The sequence below is a fragment of the Paenibacillus sp. J31R122 genome (genome assembly GCF_056269185.1).
Genome location: NZ_JBWDNM010000021.1, coordinates 38,964 through 61,029 on the forward strand (window position 1 = coordinate 38,964; position 22,066 = coordinate 61,029).

17 protein-coding genes are annotated in these 22,066 nt (G+C 44.2%); 12 read left to right on the plus strand and 5 right to left on the minus strand.

The window, feature by feature from the left end:
* Positions 1-34 precede the first annotated feature (34 nt).
* The 4 genes from AC0YN7_RS26505 to AC0YN7_RS26520 all read left to right on the plus strand — a co-directional run bounded on the left by AC0YN7_RS26505 (position 35) and on the right by AC0YN7_RS26520 (position 4,307).
* Positions 35-1,294: a Glu/Leu/Phe/Val family dehydrogenase gene (locus tag AC0YN7_RS26505; protein WP_475813026.1), complete on the plus strand. Its 1,260-nt coding sequence runs from the start codon at positions 35-37 to the stop codon at positions 1,292-1,294.
* A gap of 53 nt (positions 1,295-1,347) precedes the next feature.
* On the plus strand, positions 1,348-2,325 hold the full coding sequence (locus tag AC0YN7_RS26510; protein WP_475813027.1) for a diaminopimelate dehydrogenase: 978 nt from the start codon (positions 1,348-1,350) through the stop codon (positions 2,323-2,325).
* 137 nt (positions 2,326-2,462) lie between these two features.
* Positions 2,463-3,254: a tyrosine-protein phosphatase gene (locus tag AC0YN7_RS26515; protein WP_475813028.1), complete on the plus strand. Its 792-nt coding sequence runs from the start codon at positions 2,463-2,465 to the stop codon at positions 3,252-3,254.
* Between the two features lie 513 nt (positions 3,255-3,767).
* Positions 3,768-4,307, plus strand: a complete 540-nt coding sequence (locus AC0YN7_RS26520) for a VanZ family protein (protein WP_475813029.1) — start codon at positions 3,768-3,770, stop codon at positions 4,305-4,307.
* A gap of 178 nt (positions 4,308-4,485) precedes the next feature.
* Here AC0YN7_RS26520 and AC0YN7_RS26525 read toward each other — a convergent pair whose 3' ends face one another.
* Positions 4,486-5,370, minus strand: coding sequence for an AraC family transcriptional regulator (locus tag AC0YN7_RS26525; protein WP_475813030.1), 885 nt, complete (start codon positions 5,368-5,370; stop codon positions 4,486-4,488).
* Between the two features lie 160 nt (positions 5,371-5,530).
* Here AC0YN7_RS26525 and AC0YN7_RS26530 point away from each other — a divergent pair, with 160 nt between their 5' ends.
* From AC0YN7_RS26530 to AC0YN7_RS26540, 3 genes are all read left to right on the plus strand, one after another.
* On the plus strand, positions 5,531-6,919 hold the full coding sequence (locus AC0YN7_RS26530) for an MATE family efflux transporter (RefSeq protein ID WP_475813031.1): 1,389 nt from the start codon (positions 5,531-5,533) through the stop codon (positions 6,917-6,919).
* 122 nt (positions 6,920-7,041) lie between these two features.
* Positions 7,042-7,530, plus strand: coding sequence for a translation initiation factor IF-3 (gene infC, locus AC0YN7_RS26535; RefSeq protein WP_475813058.1), 489 nt, complete (start codon positions 7,042-7,044; stop codon positions 7,528-7,530).
* A 709-nt stretch (positions 7,531-8,239) separates the two neighbouring features.
* The gene (locus AC0YN7_RS26540) at positions 8,240-8,701 is read left to right on the plus strand and encodes a cupin domain-containing protein (protein WP_475813032.1); all 462 of its coding nucleotides are present in this window, start codon (positions 8,240-8,242) and stop codon (positions 8,699-8,701) included.
* 172 nt (positions 8,702-8,873) lie between these two features.
* Here the strand turns inward: AC0YN7_RS26540 and AC0YN7_RS26545 are convergent, their stop codons facing one another.
* Both AC0YN7_RS26545 and AC0YN7_RS26550 read right to left on the minus strand, forming a co-directional pair.
* Entirely contained in the window at positions 8,874-9,746 is an 873-nt protein-coding gene (locus tag AC0YN7_RS26545) for an aldose epimerase family protein (RefSeq protein ID WP_475813033.1), read from the minus strand.
* Between the two features lie 575 nt (positions 9,747-10,321).
* Positions 10,322-11,461 (minus strand): peptidylprolyl isomerase, encoded by a 1,140-nt coding sequence (locus tag AC0YN7_RS26550; RefSeq protein ID WP_475813034.1) that lies wholly within the window; start codon positions 11,459-11,461, stop codon positions 10,322-10,324.
* A gap of 354 nt (positions 11,462-11,815) precedes the next feature.
* On the opposite strand from AC0YN7_RS26550, the gene AC0YN7_RS26555 reads away from it, so the two are divergent.
* The 5 genes from AC0YN7_RS26555 to AC0YN7_RS26575 all read left to right on the plus strand — a co-directional run bounded on the left by AC0YN7_RS26555 (position 11,816) and on the right by AC0YN7_RS26575 (position 20,574).
* Positions 11,816-13,273 (plus strand): HD-GYP domain-containing protein, encoded by a 1,458-nt coding sequence (locus tag AC0YN7_RS26555; RefSeq protein ID WP_475813035.1) that lies wholly within the window; start codon positions 11,816-11,818, stop codon positions 13,271-13,273.
* A 16-nt stretch (positions 13,274-13,289) separates the two neighbouring features.
* The gene (gene mgrA, locus AC0YN7_RS26560) at positions 13,290-14,285 is read left to right on the plus strand and encodes an L-glyceraldehyde 3-phosphate reductase (RefSeq protein WP_475813036.1); all 996 of its coding nucleotides are present in this window, start codon (positions 13,290-13,292) and stop codon (positions 14,283-14,285) included.
* A 145-nt stretch (positions 14,286-14,430) separates the two neighbouring features.
* Complete coding sequence (locus AC0YN7_RS26565; protein WP_475813059.1) at positions 14,431-18,282, plus strand: response regulator; 3,852 nt, start codon at positions 14,431-14,433, stop codon at positions 18,280-18,282.
* Positions 18,283-18,382: 100 nt separating this feature from the next.
* Positions 18,383-19,111: a response regulator transcription factor gene (locus tag AC0YN7_RS26570; protein ID WP_475813037.1), complete on the plus strand. Its 729-nt coding sequence runs from the start codon at positions 18,383-18,385 to the stop codon at positions 19,109-19,111.
* 188 nt (positions 19,112-19,299) lie between these two features.
* Positions 19,300-20,574, plus strand: coding sequence for a putative bifunctional diguanylate cyclase/phosphodiesterase (locus AC0YN7_RS26575; protein WP_475813038.1), 1,275 nt, complete (start codon positions 19,300-19,302; stop codon positions 20,572-20,574).
* Between the two features lie 176 nt (positions 20,575-20,750).
* On the opposite strand, the gene AC0YN7_RS26580 is transcribed toward AC0YN7_RS26575, so the two are convergent.
* A complete protein-coding gene (locus tag AC0YN7_RS26580) occupies positions 20,751-20,969 on the minus strand; it encodes a hypothetical protein (RefSeq protein ID WP_475813039.1) in 219 nt (72 codons plus the stop codon).
* 312 nt (positions 20,970-21,281) lie between these two features.
* Positions 21,282-21,944, minus strand: coding sequence for a TraX family protein (locus tag AC0YN7_RS26585; protein WP_475813040.1), 663 nt, complete (start codon positions 21,942-21,944; stop codon positions 21,282-21,284).
* Positions 21,945-22,066 lie beyond the last annotated feature (122 nt).

Below are 22,066 nucleotides of genomic sequence, written 5' to 3' on the forward strand. Positions count from 1 at the left end.
AGAGTCAAATCCAATAATGAAGGAATGATCGGGAATGACAGTCAGTACAGTCCAAGAAACATTAAATCCGTACGAAATCGCTCAACAACAAATCGATACAGCAGCAGCTCTATTGAATTTGCCAGAGCATGTTACCGCTATATTGAAACACCCTAAGCGTGTATTGTCTGTAAGCTTTTCTGTTCGTATGGATGACGGTTCTATTCGTGTGTTTGAGGGCTTCCGTGCTCAGCATAATGATGCGATTGGGCCGACTAAAGGCGGCATTCGTTTTCATCCTGACGTAACGATCGATGAAGTTAAAGCACTTTCCATGTGGATGAGCTTTAAGTGTGGTGTTGTTGGCTTGCCATATGGCGGCGGTAAAGGCGGCGTTATTTGTGATCCTCATGATTTCAGCAAGGGCGAGCTAGAACGCATCAGCCGCGCATTTTTCGAGTCGATCTCTGATTTTGTTGGTCCTGATAAAGACATTCCAGCACCGGATGTTTACACAACTCCGCAAATCATGGGTTGGATGATGGATACTTATAGCCGTTTAAGCGGAAGATATTCCCCAGGAGTAATCACAGGCAAACCGCTTATCATCGGTGGCTCGCAAGGACGTAATGAAGCGACAGCACAAGGCTGCGTTTATACAATTTTGGCCGCGCTTGAAGATGCTAACCTTCCAGTAGCCAATGCAACTGTAGCTGTTCAAGGCTTTGGTAATGCAGGCAGAATCGCTGCTCGTCTACTTAGCGAAGCAGGCTGCAAAGTGGTTGCGGTGAGTGACTCTAGAGGAGCTATTTACAACGCAAACGGTCTTGATATCGAGCAAGTGAGCGTATTGAAAGACACAACTTCTATCCGCGAGTATGGCGATTGTGAAATTATAACTAATGAAGCTTTGCTTGAGCTTGAAGTTGATATTCTTGTACCAGCAGCTCTTGAGAATGTAATTACAGCTGTGAATGCTGATCGTATTCACGCGAAAATTATTGCTGAAGCTGCAAATGGTCCAACAACTCCAGAAGCGGATCGCGTTCTACACAGCAAAGGTATTACTGTTATTCCGGATGTTCTTGCAAATGCTGGCGGCGTTACTGTTTCTTATTTCGAGTGGGTTCAAAACCTTCAGCACTACTACTGGAGCGAAGCAGAAGTTCTAGAGAAGCTTGAAGTGAACATGATTAAATCCTATGTAGCCGTTCGTGACCTTGCGAAAGAATACGGTACAGATCTTCGTACAGCTGCTTACATGATCTCAATTAAGCGCATCGCGGCTGCTATGGAAGCAAGAGGCTGGATTTAAATTATAAGAATTTATAAGTTTCGCACTTATAACAACAGAAGAGGTGCAACAAAATGACGCAGCTGATACGAATTGGTATCGTTGGTTACGGGAATTTGGGAAGAGGCGTAGAGCTTGCCATTAAACAAAACCCTGACCTTAGACTGGATGCGATCTTCACACGGAGAGATCCAGCTTCGATTCCTTCTGAAACAAAAGCTTACTCAATTGAAGAAGCAGAACGGTTCGTTGGAGAGATTGACGTTATGGTATTATGCGGCGGTTCTGCTACTGATCTTCCTGAGCAAGTGCCTGCTTTTGCGCGCTTGTTCAATACGGTTGACAGCTTCGATACACACGCGAAGATTCCAGCGTTTTTTGATGCGGTTGATGCCGTTGCAAGAGCTAATGGTAAAATCAGCGTGATCTCAACTGGCTGGGACCCGGGTTTATTTTCTTTAAATCGCTTGCTGGCAGAATCGATATTGCCGGAGGGCAATGAATATACGTTCTGGGGCAAAGGCGTAAGCCAAGGTCACTCCGATGCTATCCGCCGTGTGAACGGTGTGAAGAATGGTGTGCAATACACGATTCCTAACGATACTGCGGTAGAGAGAGTTCGCAGCGGTGAAAACCCAGAGCTTTCGACCAGAGAGAAGCATCTTCGCGAGTGTTACATTGTAGCTGAGGAAGGCGCGAATCAGGAGGCGATTGCGGAGGAAATCCGTACGATGCCGAACTATTTTGCCGACTACGATACAACGGTTCATTTTATCGATGAAGCTGAGTTGAAGGCTAATCATTCAACTATGCCGCATGGCGGTATGGTGCTGCGCAGCGGTAAGACGGGTCAGAACAGTACTCAAATTATTGAGTTTGGCCTGAAGCTGGACAGCAATCCAGAATTTACAGCAAGTGTACTTGTGGCCTATGCAAGAGCGGCTTATAAGCTTGCTCATGAAGGACAGGTAGGCGCAAAGACGGTGTTCGACATACCTTTTGCCTACCTTTCACCAAAATCCGCGCAAGATCTCCGAAAGCAGCTACTTTAGGACTAATAAAATAGTCGAAAAGCAAGCTGTCGAAATATAACGTAATACGCTGATAGTTTCACTTCCATATGGTAAAATGTTATGGAGCAGTCTACTAGACGGTTCTTAATATATTTTACTAGGAAGTGAAGATCAGCATGATAGATATCCATACACATATACTACCCGGATTGGATGATGGGTCGGCAAAATGGGATGATACTTTGAATATGGCTCGGACAGCTGTATCGGAGGGAATCACAACCATCATTGCTACACCGCACCACGCCAATGGAACCTATATTAACGAAGCAGACAAGGTAGTGGAGCACGCCTGTCGAATAAACGAACAGTTGGTTGCGGCAGGTGTGCCTATTACTATAGTGACCGGACAAGAGATTCGGGTGCATGACGATTTGCTGGAAGCATGGTATAGAAAGGAATTACTTCCTTTAGCCGGTTCTAGTTATATATTGATAGAGATGCCATCCTCTCGTATACCGAAGGCTATGCTTGATTTAATCCACGAACTTTCCATATTGAATCTCAAACCTATTATTGCTCACCCCGAACGTAATGCCGAAGTTGTGCAGCACCCGGAAAGACTTGCTGAGTTAATCGAAGCAGGCGCATTCGCACAGGTTACGACACATTCGTTAGTAGGAAGCTTTGGCAAACGTATTGAGCAAACTGCTTGGTCACTTTGCAGAGACGGTCTCATTCATATCGTATCATCAGATGCCCATCATATTGAGCGCAGAGGCTTTCGTTTGCGTGAAGCTTATGATCGCATAAATGAGCGTATGGGGGAGAACTGGGAAACTTATTTTCTCAAAAATGCACAATGTGTATTGGAAGACAAGCCATTTGGAAGCCCCCCCCTCACAACTAAATCAACTCCAACCATAGGTAAAATCCGTCAACTTCTATCCTTTTTTTCGAAAGGCTAGAAATGACTGTTTTTTTGTGCTTTGAAAAAACTACATCGTTTTATTTCGTGCTTGATGGATAGAGGTAGCTCTAGCTTTGACTGTAAAACATCCAATCAACACCACATTTAAAACCATTTATTTGAATTACACTGTATTTCATCCATGCTAATTGTCCGTAAGGTACTCAAATGGTCGCTAGCGTCGATTTAGATTGGATCTTTTCCATTCAAATACAAGGAAAACGAAAAAAAGAGTTGTTTGATTGGACAATTTCCATTCTAATCACCAATCGACCGTGGACGAATGAGCCCTATAGAATTAGGGATGCTCGTTTGCATACAATTACATGAAATCAAGAACTGATTTTGAGGTAAATCCTAAATTTAACAATTATTATCCCTGACATTTGTAGTTGGGGATTTTTTTGTGTTAGTCGTTAGTTACGGATGACGTAGTGGTAAACTAACTAGATTTTATTTCGTCGCACTTTTCAAGTATGATAGAGAGGTGTTGTTCTCGTTGGAGGTGTAAATGAAAGTGAATAAATCTGGAATTAGGGTATCAACAATAGTATGGGGATTATTGCTGCTCGGATGGTTAACGTTGCTATTTATATTTTCTTCTCAGTCCTATGAGCAGCAAAGTATTCAACCGCTATTACATAAATACTTCACTCATGCACAGCTTGTCCATTGGCTTCCAGACATGACGATTAAGTATCGCAACAGTGCAGTGAATTCGCATTATAGCCCGTTCAACTTTATTGAATTTGTATTTCGTAAGGGTGCGCATTTATTTGTGTACGCAACCTTTGCTTCTATTTTATTTATGTTTCTTCGGTCGTTTAATCCACGAAAGCTATTCAGAGCTATTGTGGTAACACTTGTTATTTCGTTTGCAGTCCCAGGGTTAGATGAGCTCAATCAGCTTAGGAGTAATGAACGTACAGGAAATGGGACCGATGTTTTACTAGATTTTACAGGGGCATGTGCGGGCGTATTGGCTTGTTTAATTCTCCTAGGCGTAGCTTGGATTTTTAGGAAAAAGAAGCGGGGTAGCAATAACTGTTAATTAGATGATGCAATATAATCAGAATTATGTCATCTGAGAGGAGTTGCATGAATGAATATCATGCCGTCTTACGAATGCGCTAGAGCGCATAAGGGGACGGCATTTTTTTGTTCGAACAAAACCAACTAAATCAAGAACGGTAATGCAATGAAAAATTTGTAGCAAGGCGTGTTCAAATCTACCCATGCGAAAATCGCTGCCGGTATTTACGTGGAGAGATGCCTTCATACTTGTCAAAGCAGGACGTGAAGTAAGCCGCATGATTGAAGCCAACCTCCTCGGCGATGCGGGCTATGGCGAGATCGGTTTGCAGCAGCAGGAGCTTAGCTTGTTCAATACGAAAGCGCATCAGGTAGTCGAAGGGTGCACAGCCGAATTCCTTTTGCATACATCTCGCAATATAGACAGGATGAAAGTTAATACTCTCACCAAGCGCTTGCGCTGTAACATCTTCTTTGTAATGCTCACGTAAGTACGAGGCCGCTTGCTCCGCGCATAATGCAGAAGGTGAAGGACCCTGTACCTCCATGGATGCGGATAAGTGCTCAATTACCTCTTGAAAAATAAGCTGCTGTTTCCATTTAACGCTTGGCATATGATCATTCTTATTTAACTGAATGAGCTGGCGGAGAAGGCTTTCCATCTTTGATGGCTGCAGCAGCTTAGTGAATTGCGGCAGCTGCTTTATGAAGGTTTGTGTTGTGTAAATATTAGGTTTAACCGCTCTATCTTCTGGCCCGTTTATTAACGGTGCTGCCACTGATTGAAGAGACACGTTCCACGCCCCTGTCGTCTGAAAATGAATCCAGTAATAGCTGGTCTGCTCCTGGCAAACGAGCGTTGCATAATGGTAGGCATCCGGGCGCAGCAAAAGAATGTGTTTTGCTTTAACCTCGTATTGCTGATCTTCCTCTCCAATATACAAGCAGCCTTTCGTGACGACAAGCAGGTCAAATACCTCAATGTTTCGTCTGCTCGGATGTTTGTGGCCTGGAGGTGTTGTGGTATATCCTCCGATTATATAATGCGGAAGCGGTGGAATCGTCAGATGGATAATGGACATTGATTAGAATTCTCCTTCCGACGTTGAAGTTTGAATCGTTATAGTTTTGGTTGCGATAGTGATACATATGAAACAGTATAGCATCTATAATTTGAAATGACGATTCAAGAACAGTCATCGGACTCGGACATAGAAATGTGCCGAAGCAGGAGGAGTTATTATGGCTATACCAGAGAGAAAATTTACACTGTGGATGCTTGCTTGGCCTATTTTTATTGAGTTGTTTTTGCAATTTTTGTTAGGGGCAGCAGATACGTTGATGGTTAGCCGCATATCGGATGATGCCGTAGCCGTTGTCGGCTTCTCCAACCAGCTGTTTCAGGCTTTAACGACTTTATTCATAACTGTAGCGAGCGGCGCCGGTATATTAATAGCCCAGAAGATTGGCTCACGTAATGGTGAGGATGCACGTACGATTGCTATTATGGCAGTTAGTGTGAGTACAGTGCTCGGCTTGGTTCTAAGTGTCGTGCTCATTATTATGCCGGGAGAAATAGCGTCTATCCTTCAATTGCCAGAACGATTGCTTCCGCTGGCGAAAATCTATATTTCAATTGTCGGCGGAGGCATGGTGTTTATTGCGCTTATGTCGGCACTGAGTACAGTCATTCGTAATACAGGAAATACGAAGGGGCCTATGTATACGGCGATAGGAATGAATGTGGTGCACGTATTTTTTAACTATGTCTTTATATTCGGAGCTTTCGGTTTTCCGAAATGGGGCTTGATGGGCGTCGCGATTTCGACGGTGCTATGCCGCCTGCTTGCTACTATTGTTCTGTTTATTATGTTTCTCTATTCTTTTGAACGGTCGATTGGCTTTAGAGATTTGAAAGCATTTCATCGGAGGCTGTTTGGAGATATTTTGCGAATTGGATGGCCGCTTGGGGTGAACATGTCATGCTGGGTTTTTTCTCAGTTGATTATTTTCAGCTTTATCGCCATTCTAGGTCCGAATGAACTCGCGGCGAGGACGTATATGAACACGTTGGAATCGTTCTGCTTCTTGCTTGGTTATTCGGTAGCACTCGCTGTGCAAATTCAAATTGCCCATATGTTCGGAGCGGGCAGGGTGAAGGAGGCTTATGGCTTAGCCTTTCGCGCTATGTGGATTGGCCTCGCTGTTGTAACGGTCAACGCGTTTCTCATTTATTTATTTGGCAGGCAGCTTCTAGGGTTGTTCACAACGAATGCAGATATTATTACGCTTGGTGTTTCTTTGCTGGGGCTCAATTTGCTGCTTCAGCCAGGCAAAATGATTAATATGGCGCTCGGCAATGCGCTTAATGCGGTCGGAGATACCCGCTTTACCATGTGGATATCCGTTTTTTCGCTGTGGTTGATTGCAACGGCGCTAGGCTATTTTATCGGCATTGGGCTCGGCTGGGGCTTGGTCGGGATATACTTGTGTATGATTTTGGATGAGTATACTCGCGGTGCTCTATCGATCTTCCGTTGGATGGGTAAAAAGCATTTGCGCAGAGCGGAACGTGCGGAGGCTGATGTTCCCCGTGCTGGGAAGGATGGCGGAACGGTGGTTGGTGTGTAATCAGGCAGCGCAGTGCGTCTAATAACATTGTATAATAGAAGCAGGAAAAGGCGCATTTCAACAGATGGGACGGGCTTCTTTCCGTATTGAAAGTAAGGGAGCGAGACAATGATATGGCCTCTATAATTGTAATGAATGAAAAAATACGCGCCTCAGAAGTGCAGCTGACGGGTCTAAAAGGCGAGAGTCTTGGCGTTGTTTCACGCGAGGAGGCACTAAAGCTGGCACGCGAGTTGAAGGTTGATTTGGTATGCACCTCACTTATGAGTAGTCCACCACCTTGCAAGCTGGTCGGGAAAGGTCAAGCGAAGCAGCAGCAGGATCAAGAGAAACGCGGCGCTAGAGTCAAGGAGCAGCCGAGCAAGGTGAAGGAGCTGCGATTGACTGCTCATATTGAAGACCATGATTACGATACGAAGGTACGCCAAGCGGTGAAGCTTCTTGCTTCAGGCAATGCTGTTCAGCTCGTTGTACGTATCCAGGGCAAAGAGGGACAGAAAGCGAAGGAGCTGCTGGAGCGAATGGTGAAGGATTTAGCCGAAAACGGTAAGAAGCAGTCAGGCATTCAGCTTAGCGGTAAGCAGGCTGCGGTGCAGATGCTTCCGTTGTAAATTCAATCGGAGGGGATATTGGCTGCAATAAATCCTGCTTTGAAGCCTTAGGCTCGATTTCGTGCTTACAGTGGCTTGTCCGTCAGGATACTCCATTGTAATTATCCTGTAAGCTCGATTTTCGAGCTTATAACTTAGATTATGGTTCGTTTACAGGCCGTAAGCTCGTTTTTTGATCTTACAACAGCTTATCTGTTGGAATAATTCATAATAGTTGACTTGTAAGACTGATTATCAGGCTTACAGGTCATTTTTTGGTTAGTTTACTGGCTTTAAGCTCGATTTTCGAGCTTATCAGTTCAGTGGTGCTCGTTGTTCTACAGTTTGGCTGAGGTGAAGAGTGATCATGTGGGAGATCGTACTTGCAAAGCCACTTTGCTCGCCGATTGCATCAAGCACAGTTCGGCGCTAGATAATCGGGCAGGCTGTATTGATGATCCAGGATAAATCCGATCATCAATAAAGCATGTTTTTTGCTTAGCGGCACAATTGCCCTATTTGTTGACGACTATGAGCATGCATTATAAAATGAGTAAATGGTGTTTGGCCAAAAACGAAACTAGCGCTTTAATAGTTAAACGATGCAGGTTTAGGTACAGGTAGCGGACGTAAGCTCACAAGCTGGTTTGGTGGTTAATCCTGATTTTTGTCATAATTAGTCGTATATTGTTAGCCTGCAACATGCGCATAAGAGAGAAGGTTGAAATGGATGGTAGTTTTACAGCAGCAGTTGTCGCCGCTCGTGCAGGCGCTTGGTTTAAAGCCGCATGTTGAGGGTGGATGGTACAAAGAGATTTGGAAGGCATCATTCGAAATTCCGCAAGAGGTGCTTGGAGCTCCTTATTCAGGTCCAAGATTCGCGGCTTCATCTATCTATTTCATGCTTCACCCTGGTGAGTTCTCAGATTGGCATAAGGTTTATTCGGACGAGCTATGGATGTGGCATTCGGGAAGTCCTATTATGTTAACACTTGGTGGAACGGATGAAAATCCTAACAATAGACAAGAAATTATCGTTGGTCCAGATATTGTTGCCGGTCATCAACCGCAGGCGCTGGTACCAGCTAATGAGTGGCAAATGACAACTTTGCTTGGCGACGAGCCTGTGCTCGTGTCATGTGTCGTTGCGCCGGGCTTTCATTACGATGATTTTCAGCTTATCAAGAAATAATAGATAGAACATATATCACTGTGTGATTAGCAATAGCATATCCAATTATTCTTTATTCATAAGCAAAGACGCCTTGCCGCTAAAATAGTTGCTTGGCGTCTTTGTTTATTAAGGAACAGCATATCTTCTCATCTTTGTTTATAGGATAGAAATAAGCTAAAAATCTCGTCTTTTATCGCTCGCAGCTAATCGTGAAATTGGCGTGAAGCTCCTCGCCTGCATCCAGCATCACAAGCTCCTCTTGCCGATTAAGCTCCATAGTCATGGCCATCCAAGGCTCTACGCATACGAATGGACGATCCTGCACCGACCAGATCACCACATATTTGAAAATATCGTCATAGGTCAAACGCACACGAGCGTCTTGGACTACAGGAAAAGAAATTTCACTCTTGCGCGCGTCGAGCAAGCAGACAGACTCAACAAGCCCCTCTAAGTCAATCACTCCGTCAAACGGCTTCTCTACATTGTCGTTATAATCCACATAGCGCGTAGCGTCTGATTCATAAGCTATACGTTTGCTTGAATCAATCGCAAAATAAGGGTGGAAGCCCGCATAAAACGGCATAGCCTCTGACTCACTTAAGTTGCGGTATTGCTGATGTGTATGTAATTGTCCATCCTGAAGGACATAAGTGAACAGCAGCTCAAATGCAAAAGGGTAGGCTTGCAGTGTTTGTTCATTACTGCGAAGACGAATGGTAATCGATGCTTCGCCTTCTGTTTCCTTGCTGACCACATCCCAAACCGCCGTGCGCGCGACACCGTGGTTCGCCATCGTGTATGTCTGACCTTTCCATTCATAGCTGGAATTTTCAAGTTGGCCGCTAATCGGGAATAATATCGGGTTGCCGCCGCGAATATTCGCTGTAGGATGCTCGAAGGTCGCTTTATCCAAATAAAACAGCTCTAATCCATGCAGCTGGCATCCAATAACGATACCGCCTCGTTCCGGACATACGAGCACGCGCGAGGAGGTGCTGCTCTCCGTTAGTTCATACAGGGTATACGTATCATGATAACTGCGTACTTCATAGTTCGACACTTGACTACCTCCGATAATTGTAGAAGTTTATTTGAGAGAAATTATAACATATTTCAGCAAATCAGCCATCAACGGCACAAGCGTTAACGGCTGTCGTTGTCTGTGGAGAGAGTCCATAGTCATGGAAATAATAATGGATGGACGAGTTTCGTCGGATTATGAGGATAATCTCAATAATACTGAGGTTAGGTTCGCATTTTTAAAACACCTATCTCTCGTTTATCGAATTAGTGAGGCAAACCTCACTGGCCATGAATCTATCCTCATGGGAAATGAGGTTTACCTCACAATACAGAACATTGCACTCTGCATGATGATTATTAATGAGATTAACCTCACTAAATAGTGAGGTTCCCTCATTACCTTATTATCTCGTTCAATCCCGAGAGGCTATACCATCAATTAACGAATAGAATGGAGTTTGTCCAATCAAACCTCTGCTTATTTCGTTTTTCATGCATTTGAATGGAAAAGCTCCAATCTAACATCATGTTAGTAAGCTATTACAAAAGAGCAGTATCCCAGCGGTCATTAGACCAAAGGAATACTGCCTCTCTATAAGCTCGAATATTCGATTATTCTGCTGGTACAGCTGCATCATCAGCAGGAGCAGCTTCTTTTTTCTCAAGCTTGTTAGTGATTTTCGCTTTTGAACGAATTTCTGTCATCCAAGCTTCGGAAAGACCTTGCGCTTCTTGAGCAACGAGCTGCGTACGGATGAAATCCTTTTTCTCTTCTAATGTTGGGACGACAGCTTCTTTAAAGCCTGTCTTCTTAATAATGTGGAAGCCGTGTTCGGATTGTACAACTCCGCTAACTTCGTTCATTTTAAGTGCCCATGCAGCTTCTTCAAACTCAGGAACCATTTTGCCTTTAGGGAAGTAACCAAGATCGCCGCCCTTATCTTTTGAACCTGGGTCAGTTGACTTCTCTTTAGCAAGTGTAGCAAAATCAGCGCCTTGCTTCAATTGGGCAACGATTGCATCAGCCTCTTCTTTAGTAGCTACTAAAATATGAGAAGCTTGTACTTGTTCAGGAGTGCCAAGCGATTCTTTGTTAGCATCGTAGAATTCTTTAATTTCGGCATCTGTTACGTCTGTCTTAGGCTCTAAAATTTTGCGGATCGTGAGATTTACTTTTGTATCTCTAGCCAATGTTTCAAGCGTCATACCATATTGAGCAATCGTTTGATTAAAGACATCCTCTGAAGGGAAGCTTTCTTTAATCATGTCGATTTCAGCTTTTACATCAGCATCAGTTACGTTAACATTATTAGCTTTTGCTTCTTGCGCAATTAGTTCTTCTGTAATCATGTTATCCAACGTGGCAGGCCCGCCTGCCAATACCAATGCATCATAAAGCTTGTCCTTGCCTATATTGACACCGTTGACAGTTGCCACGGTTTCATTGCTGCTTCCAAATGGAGGCTTAATTAGCACGATGATTAGCGCGATCGCTAGTATAGCAGAAATGGCAATCCATGCTTTGCTGCCTCCTCCTTTAGGTGCTTCTGCGGGAATTACGGAGCCTGCTGCTGCAGCCTCACGGATTTCGTCATTTGCATCCTCAGGCAATCTGTCTGATGTTTCTGCCTGCAGCTCAGCTTCTATCTCGGCATCTTGTACCGACAGCTCGTCTTGTTGTGTGTAACGTTCTTCTTTCGCAGTCAAATCCTTTTCTGCATCTTTGTTGGACTGCGATTCATTGTTATTCATTCGATAAACTCCCTTCAATTTGCGATTCTTCAACTACTATAACAAAACAGAAATGAAAAAACCTTAATCTAAAATAAAAATATAGTATCCAACTGTAATTGTATAGAGTTTTTCTCAAATTTCGAGCCTATTCCTGGTTTTTATTCAACCTTCAGAACGATTAATTTGGTGTTTATAGGAATCGAAAGAGGTGATATGATGGTTAAAACAGATAATCCAACATTATCCTGCAAAATTCGTAGCAACTACAAAAACAAACGGCCAGCTTCCACATTATAGCAATTAATTATTCATTCCGCTAGTAAGCGGAATATGCACTCCATCAATTACAAATGTACGCAGGAGGAATCAGCTTTGCGGAAGAATGCGGGAATTTATATCGGGTTAGCTTTAGCCATGGTTATGCCATTGTTAGCTTATATTCTACTGCGGTCGACAGCATTGGATAAAATGTTTAAAGCGCCCAATGAGCATTTTTATATCGTTAGTTTAGTTTCTGTACTAGCACTCGCTCTCTCGATTGCAGTGGGCATTGTTGGCATTCAGCTGCGTAATATAAAAATTAGCTTTCTATCCTTGTCCTATGTATCGCTCGCAACCTTATTCGTTCTTCATGGTTTATCGACTCCCGGTTTTCTTATGCACCATTCCGGAATATCCGGCAGTGCGGCTCAACTGAGTGTTTTGCTGGCGGTTATATGGTTGTGGCTTTCATCCATTTCCGTAGATCATTCGCTTATGAAATGGCTGGCTAAGTGGCAGCGTATGCTGCTTCCCGTCTGGGTATTGTTTCTCCTAGTTTGCAGTATGATATTATGGTCATATCCAAATCTGACAACCTACATTCATTTTAAGGAAAAGCCAATCATGCTGATTACGACTTTCTTTATTGTAGGAATGAATTTGTCGACGATGTACCGCTATTTGAAAACCTATCTGTCATCAAGGTTTCCATTGCAGCTTGCAGTTGTGTACAGCTCAGGTTGGATGATCTTAGCTCAGATCATTATTGTAACCGGGAAATCTTGGATGATTAGCTGGTGGCTTTATCATTACTTGCTGCTTGCATCTGTCATCATTATGGCAGCAGGCATAATCAAACAATATGTCAGCTCGGGTTCAATCAACTCATCGGTTAAGCTCTTGTTCCGAGCTAACCCGCGCGACTGGATTAATAGACATATGTCTGCCAGTGTTAGAGAGCTGATTATGACCACGGAAGCTCGGGATTCCTATACGGCTGGCCACAATTACCGAGTTGCCCTTTATGCTTTGAAGCTGGGCGAGGAGCTCAGCCTGTCTGCTAATGAATTGCGCGCTATTGCGCAAGGAGGGCTTGTGCATGATGTTGGCAAGCTGCGTATTCCGGATGAAATATTAAACAAGCCGGGGAAGCTGACGTTGGAGGAACGCAAAGTAATTGAGGGACATCCGGTCTCAGGGCATGAATTATGCAAAAGATTAGGCTTTATGCCGGAGGAGCTGTCCATTATACGCTCACATCATGAGAAGTGGGATGGCAGCGGATATCCGGATCAATTGGCTGGAGAGCAAATACCGCTTCTAGCGCGCGTAACCGCGGTCGCTGACGTATATGATGCGCTCACCTCGTCGCGATCCTATCGACAAGCTATGTCACATGCTGCGGCTATGGAGATTATCGTGAAGGAAAGCGGAAAGCATTTTGACCCTCTTTGCGTACAGGCTTGGATCAAACTAGTTAGCGAGCAGGTGGATTTTTTCGAAGAGACTGTACGCAACAGTCCGCATTTGAACTTGAGACATAAGGTTACGAGGACATCAAATACTTAATTGGAGGAAGATCACATTGATATATTCTGCATCTAACAATAGATATGAAGGTATGAAGTATAATCGCGTTGGACGGAGCGGTTTGAAGCTGCCGACTATTTCACTAGGCTTATGGCATAATTTCGGCGGCGTTGACCGCCATGAGAATGGGCGAGCTATGGTTCGTCGCGCTTTTGATCTCGGAATCACCCATTTTGACCTAGCAAACAACTATGGACCGCCCCCTGGCTCAGCGGAGGAGACATTCGGTCAAATTTTGAAGCAAGACTTCGCCGCTTATCGCGATGAAATGATTATTTCGACGAAAGCCGGCTATATGATGTGGGATGGTCCCTACGGCGATTGGGGTTCTAGAAAATATCTGGTTTCCAGCTTGGATCAAAGCTTGAAACGTATGAAATTGGATTATGTAGATATTTTCTATTCGCACCGCCCAGACCCAGAGACGCCGCTGGAGGAAACGATGGCAGCGCTCGATCATATTGTTCGACAAGGCAAAGCGCTTTATGTCGGTATTTCCAACTATAGCGCGGAGCAGACTGCTCGCGCTTCAGCAATTTTGAAGGATCTCGGTACTCCGTGCCTTATTCATCAGCCTTCTTATTCGATGTTTAACCGTTGGATCGAGGATGGACTTCAGGATGTATTAGAGGAAGAAGGGATCGGTTCGATCGTATTTTCTCCGCTTGCCGGCGGGTTGCTCACGAATCGTTATTTGAATGGTGTGCCTTCTGACTCACGAGCAGCAGGCCCGAGTGTATTTTTGAAGACCGATCAACTTACAGACAGCAAGCTGACGAAAGTGAAGCAGCTTAATGAGCTGGCTCAGGAGCGCGGACAATCACTAGCCCAAATGGCGCTTGCTTGGGTACTGCGTGGAGGTAAAGTAACAACCGCATTAATAGGAGCAAGCAGAGTGGAACAAATTGATGATAATGTGGCAACGTTAAACCGTCTGGATTTTGACGCCGAAGAGCTTGCGCGAATAGAATCCATTTTGTCAGCTGAATAGTTTAATCGAACGCTAGAGTAATGTCCGCTTCATAGTGGCTGCTCTAGCGTTTTTCTTCTCCATGCAGTAAGAAAAAGGTATAATAATCTCAATATACTACATATGTGAACAACATGGGGCGGAAGGGGAAAGCTGCTTGAACAAGATGTCGCTTAGGACAAAAGGTTTGATGTTAATGGTTCTAATTTCTTTGATTCCGTTACTTATTGCCGGAGTGGGCAACTATACGGCAGTAAAGCAATCGATGCTTCAAGCGGAGATCGAGAAAAAAAGCAGCAAGCAAAGTATTCGCGCAAATATATTGGCTTCGGAGATGGCGATTCGCAAAGCCGAGGTTCTAGTTATGAGCCGAACGGAAGAGGTGCGCTTTGGAACGGATAAGCAGCGTTTAGATTATTTTGGCAAGGAGCTTATTCGCAGCGGTTTTGCATATTACTCCATTGGATATATTAATTTGGAAGGTATGGGCATAAGAACAGATGGCGGGCAAAGGGATATGTCCAAAGAACCGTTCTTTGGACAGGCCATTCAAGGCCAAGTCATTATAACCGATCCTTATAAGCCCGTGTTTGCCAATACGCCTCAATCCTATATTGTGGTTCCCGTCTATGAGGAAACATCTGAAGTGAAAGGGCTTGTTTACGCATCTATTCTCTTTTCTACTCTTCAGTCCTATTTACAATCTGCGGATGAAGAGGGACCTATGAGCTTTTATAATGAGACCGGAAAAATTCTTTACTCAGCCGATCCTAAAGTGAAGGCTAACACTTCATTGTTCGATGAGGACTCCAATTTACTTCCAGTTGCTCAGAATATGGTGAAGACCTTGGAAGGAATAACTAAACTAAAGATAGGGAATAAGGTATACGCTGTTTTTCATACCAAAGTAAAAGGTACGCCTTGGCGATTCGCGCTGCAGGAGCCGATGTCTAAAGTAGAAGAAAAGCTCGCCCCTATTTTTTGGCGCATATTTTCGTCGATTGCACTTGCAGAGGTAATTATCGTTATTTTCTTCTACTTGTATTTCGAGAGCATTATTAAGAGGCTAAAGCGCATTTTAGGAGTGACGGAGCAGGCTGCTGATGGCCGATTTGAAGCAGAACATCTAGCAGTTGAGCCGAATGATGAAATCGGACAGCTAGCTCATTCTGTGAACGGGATGATGCTGCATTTACAGGAGATGTTCGATCGGCTTGAAGCTATTATTAATCAGAATCAATATGCATTCATTGTATTGGATGATCAATACAAAATTACTTATTTAAACAAAACAGCGGAAGAGCTGCTTGGATATAAAACGGAGGAATTGGCGGGCCATGCTACACCTTTGCTGTTCATGGATTTGGATGAGATTCGTGAAGAGGCTGAGCAGCTGTCGCTTAGGCTTGGACGGACAGTGCAGCCTGGCATTGAGGTATTTAAGGAGCTTCGTCTCGAGAACTTTTCATATGAACGAGAGTGGACATTTATACATAAGAATGGCACCCGGATTCCAACACTGCACAGCTCGAACGGCTTGCGTGACCGAAATGGCCGATTTTCAGGAGTTGTGGGTATGGTTCTTGATATATCGGACCGAAAGCATGTTGAGAAGGCGCGTAACCGATTGCTTGATATTGTAGAGTCGGCCAAAGATTTAATCGCTTCTGTGGATGCCCGCGGCAGGGTTATCTACGTGAATCGTGCTGGCAGAGAGATGTTATGCATTGAAGATACTCATCATACGGTCGAGCAATATATGCAGCCCCAAATGTACGCCGAGCTTGTGAAAGGCGCGGATATGGCAAGAGAGCACGGTTTTTGGGAGAGCGACACACAGTTGATGAAAAGCAATGGCGAGCCGCTGCATGTCTCGATGGTCGTCGTTGCCCATCAGAATGAACGCACAGGAGAGCTGTTCTTCTCTTGTATAGCACGTGATGTTACGGAGCAGAAAATGGTGCAGGAAGAGCTAGTCCGCGCGACATTGGAAGCGGAGGAGGCCAATCGGGCCAAGAGCAGCTTCCTTGCGCGGATGAGCCATGAGATAAGAACACCGCTCAACGGAATTATTGGATTGACGCAGCTTATGCGCAAAACAGGATTATCAGCGTCGCAGAAGGATTATATGGACAAAATGAACACGTCCTCCGAGTCGCTGCTGCGCATTATTAATGATGTTCTGGATTTCTCCAAGATCGAAGCCGGCAAAGTCGACGCGGAGCGTCTGCCATTCCAGCTGGATGATCTGCTGCACCGCATTACGGATCAATTAAGTGTATTTATGGGCGGCAAGGAGCAATTTGAGTTTATGATTGATACGCCTGAGCATTTGCCTCAGACCATTATTGGTGATGCGATGCGTCTCGAGCAGGTGTTGGTCAACTTGTGCATGAACGCTATTAAGTTTACGAATAGAGGCATTGTGAGATTGAAGCTTGATGTTACTAAGGAGCAGGGCAATAAGGTTATGATTGGCTTCATCATTTCGGATACGGGTATTGGGATGACACAGGATCAAGTGGATAAGCTATTCATGCCATTTACGCAAGCAGATGGTTCAACAACTCGGAAATTTGGAGGAACAGGTCTTGGGCTTGTTATTTCCAAAGCTCTTGTCGAAATCATGGGCGGCAAGCTTATGGTGGATAGTATAGCGAAGGTAGGCAGTCAGTTTTATTTTATGCTGGATTTTGAAGTGGCAGAAGGTGAGCGGGAGCAGAGTTTGCAGGTTCGACAGGATCTAAGGGAGCAGCCGGTCTGGATTGTAGAAGACGATGAAGATATGAGGGCGCATTGGAGCGCGATTATTGAATCATACGGGCTGACTCCATTGACCTTCGATTCTTGGAAAATAGCACAAGAGCGTCTTCGCCGAATTGGGGCGGGCGCTATTCCAAAGCTTATTTTGCTGGATATGGAAATGCCAGATATGTATGGAACGGAAACCTGGTTGGATTTTCACAGAGAGGCTAAAGCGGCAGGCGTTAAGACGATAGCAATGACAACCTCTTACGGCCGTGATGAGATGCTGCAGCTCCCGGTCGAACAGCGGCCGCTAAGCTTATTAATAAAACCGGTGATGAGAAACGGTATGATCAGAGCTTTAAGTGGCGCATTTGAACAAACGACCTTGGAAGAAAGCTGGCAAGATAGTGTTGCCGAGCCTGTAGTGGAAACGCGTGATAATAACATCCATACTCGCGTTTTATTAGCGGAGGATAACAAAATCAATCAGCTGGTCGCGATTGAAATTTTGAAGGGATTCGGCTATGAGGTCGGCCTAGCTGAGAATGGCCAAGAGGTTCTTGATAAGCTGGTGTATGAGCAATGGGATCTAATATTAATGGATATTCATATGCCTATTATGGACGGATCGGAAGCGGTTCAAATCATTCGCAGTCAGTCTCAATTCGATAACATTCCCATTATCGCGGTGACAGCAAACGTGCTTCGGCATGATCATGAGCAGTATTTAAAGCTAGGTATGAATGATGTTGTAACCAAGCCAATCGATGCGGAACGTCTGCATGGCGTTATTTTGTACTGGCTAAAGAAGGCTGGGTTGCTTGCGGCGGATGTAACGAGTGAGTCTAGCATTTCAACAACTGAAGATCGTAAACGCCCAGTCGAAAACAATATGATTATGCTGCCGTCAATAGCAGGTATGGATGTGCATCGGGCAATTGCTCGAGTTAACGGCAAGCTGCCGATTCTGATTCATATGATGATGCAATTTAGACAGGATAATGAGACATTTATCGACCAATTGCGAATGCTGGTGAAGCTTGGCGAGATGATAACCGTTAAGCGCATGGTTCATACATTAAGGGGTGCAGCGGGCTACTTATCAGCTGATGCTCTAGCGAATGCCGCATCCGATGTCGATCTAAGGATAAGGCAAGAACAGCTGGATCCGCTTGAGCTCCAAGCATCTATTAATCAATTGGAGAAGGAAATGAAGAAGCTGCTGGAAGGCCTTCAAGGAGTAGATACAGCGTTCTACAAATTTTCCTAACAATTTTCTAACAACTGATTGTTCCTTGCTAATAGGTATTGTATAGTAGAGATACACAATTTTTCGACAGCTTCTTCAATCCTGATAAAGGGTGACGCTAATGTATAAGGTTCTAGTTATTGAAGATGATGTCATGATGAGCAACATGCTGTCTATGTATTTATCAGAAGAGGGTTACTCCGTCATGCAAGCTTATAGGGCGGATGAAGGACTGAAGCTCGTTGTGGATTTTGCGCCGGATATCGTGCTGCTGGATCTGATGCTTCCTGATTTGGATGGTATGGAGGTTTGTGCGCTCATACGAAAGCGTTCAAACCTGCCTATTATGATTTTATCGATGAAGAGCGAAGTATCTGAACGTGTGCAAGCATTGAAAGCGGGAGCAGATGACTATATGTGCAAACCTTTCAGCATGCATGAAATGACAGCAAGGGTAGAGGCCCTCATTCGACGTTCAAGTACGATGCAAGCGGAGATGTCTCAAGAAATAGCTGCGACGCTTGAAGAGAAGGATGAGTCCGAACCTATTCAGCTTGACTTTGAGAGACGCTTATTGCTTGTACGCGGTCAGTTTGTCGAGACGACCTTCTCGGAGTATGAGTTAATGAAGCTATTCCTCGCTTACCCAGGGAAGGTATTCAGCAGGGAAGAGCTAATAAATGCTATCCGAGGTTTTGATTCGTTTGTGACGGATCGCGCCATCGACGTACATATCGTGAATCTTCGTAAGAAAATAGAACAGAACCCGAAGGAGCCACGGTTAATCCGGACCGTTTGGGGTTTTGGATACAAATATACGGCTCAACTCCCCAGTGCTAGTCAGACTTAAGATAAGAGAATTTCATTTTAGGGAACTGTTTCGATCATTCGGAACGGTTCTTTTTTTGTTCGAAAGTATAATAACTGCTCCTATTGTTAAGATATCTAACATTCTTCTAAATATCATCTTTAAGTTTCCTAATACTTATATGGGAATATTAGACTTTAGATTACAGAGTCAGGATGGTGAATCAAGAAATGGATGCGCTAGCCGGTTTTGCCGGGCGCAAGGAAGTATTTGAATATTTGGATCATGCTATTCATAAAGCGGGGGCTGAGAGAAAGTCGATGGTTGTTGCTTTGGTCGACTTAGATCATTTTTATCGCATAAATGAATTAAAAGGTATGAGCTATGGTAACCAGGTACTTCGTATAATAGAGACACGCCTTTCAGAGATAGAAACTTTAGGGTCTTCTGTGAGTAGATTAGGTGATAATAAATTTCTAGTAACGATGCCTCTCGGTAATGAATCGAATCAGGATTGGTTAGCTGTTGAGATGTTGAAAAATACGGTCGATAGACCTTTTGATAACGCTGGCAGTGAGCTCTATCTTACAGCCAGCATTGGTGCGTCATCGTTTCCAAAGGATGGGCAGACGAGTGAACAGCTGATTTGCCACGCAGAGACTGCACTCTATCTGGCGAAGGAGCAAGGTGGCAATCGAGCGCTCTTCTATCATGCAGCTGACGCACTGCGTCTAAATCGTCGATCCGATATAGCGGCGGCGCTCCGACCGGCATTATATATGCGCCAATTTCATTTGAATTATCAACCGACCTATCGGATGTCAGATGGCAAATTAAGAGGCTTTGAAGTTCTTATGCGCTGGAATCACCCCGAGCTGGGTTCGATTACACCGACAGAGTTTATACCTATAGCCGAGGACATTGGCCTGATCATGCCAATCGGAGAATGGGTTTTGCGAGAAGCGTGCAAAACGTTTGCAGGTATGAATCAATATGGCTTGAACAATTTAATTATGTCGGTTATCGTATCCCCTATACAGCTGCGGGATCAAGCTTTTTCCCAGAATGTGCTTCATATATTAGGCGAGTATGGACTGACAGCTTCATCCCTTGAAGTTGTAGTAGCGGGAAGTAGGATGCTGGGCGTTTCAGAAATGTATATTACTACGCTTAACTGGCTGCGCGCGGCAGGCGTGTGCATCTCTCTCGCTGATTTTGGAACAGGAAATTATTCCCTTACTAACCTAAACCAACTACCGATAAGCAGCTTAAAGATAGATAAGACTTTAGTCAAAATGATTGATAACCTAAGTATGGAGCGCATCATTGTTGAGGGCACGATTAAGCTTGCCCATGATCTGGGGCTTGAAGCCATCGCGGAAGGCGTGGAGCAAGAGGAGCAATACGACTTGCTGAAGGCATGGGGTTGTGACTATGTGCAGGGCTTCCTGCTAGGCAAGCTGACGGAGCCGGATGTGCTCGATCTGTCCATGATACGGCGATAACTCATCCTGCAATTGTACGTAACACTTTTAAATAAAGTATTCATTTTTTTGAGCAAAGGGTCTGTCCATTAAGGTGATTAATCTCCTTAGGGGACAGACCCTTAAATTGTTTCTATCTCACGATATCGTTAGCAGTGCCGCGCTGGGCGGCTTCTGTCATGAATTTGCGATTTGTTCTAGCTGACTTCCAAGTAGAGTTTTGTACCATCACTATATTGGAAAATGGCTACATCGCGAACCATTTCAACTGATTTAATTCGTCTCCACTTTTTTCTAAAGTCAAAATCCATTTCCATCTCGAACAATTTATGCTGAAGCAGTTCTACAGATGTAACTTGTTCGATAGGATAATAGACAGGGACGGATCGACTTTTGAAGGTAATGATTTTCATCATTTCCTAAGCACCTCCGATTGTTTTTATTCATTTTAACTTAAACCTTTTAGCGTCTTATGAAACTGCCATGAGGATAATGTTTATTTTACTCACACTTTCCTAATAGTTAAGAGCAGTAAGTTTTCTTCTGATTACATGAATTAATCGCATTAAAGGATGTATGAAGCAGATTTATATCAAAAACATCAGTAGGTGTTGGGGAAGAAAAAAGTAGCAGAGTGGGGTAGTGGGGGCTGTAGGTTCAGCCCACAGAACTGCAAATTGTGAGGAGGCTGTTGCAAGAGAAGGAACATAGCGCTGGCTGCCCAGCTCTTATTTATCAAGAAACAAAAACCCGCCGCTTTTGTTGGTTGTTAAGGCATATATGATAGCTATAAAGGCAAGATGAAGCGGATAAAAGCTGCGCCAGACGATACGAGGAATACGTATTCGATCCACTTTTCCCATAAAGTCAGGCACATACACAATAAGCAGCGTGGAGAACAAGCTTGCGATCTGCAGAAAACCGCCATTCAACAATAGATTTACAAAGTTGAGGGAAAAATGTGAAATGAGCATCCACTGAGCAGCCATATAACGATAAATAAGAACAAGCAGTAAGGCATATGCGCCATAGCTAATAGGTATAGACTCAAGGAAAATAGCAGTAATAAGAACTGCAAAGATTTGAATGGCGGGCTTGCCGTTCCATTTATCTAGAAGGCTTAGAAGCAGCAGGCAAATGAATAAGGTGCCTACCGTATTAACTTCTAACCGTTGAATGGCAAATTGATAAGGCAGTTGAGATAGGATGGCAATGCATCCGACTCGCATCAGGTATCGATTCATATTTCGAGTACGGGAATATCCAAGCACTAAAGCATACGCGTAGAAGGGAAGTGCAAGCCTTCCGATTATTCTCCAAGTGCTGTCGTCTGGAAACCATACAAGGCCGATATGGTCGATAAGCATGGTAAGCATAGCTAGAAATTGCATACTAGTCACCTTCGTTCAGTCAGATGCAGCTAGTATACCATGTGCTGTAAGAATAGATGAATAGGAAGACCTCCAAGCCGCTTACTGAACGGTTAAGGAGGTCTTCATCATTTTTTGTAGAG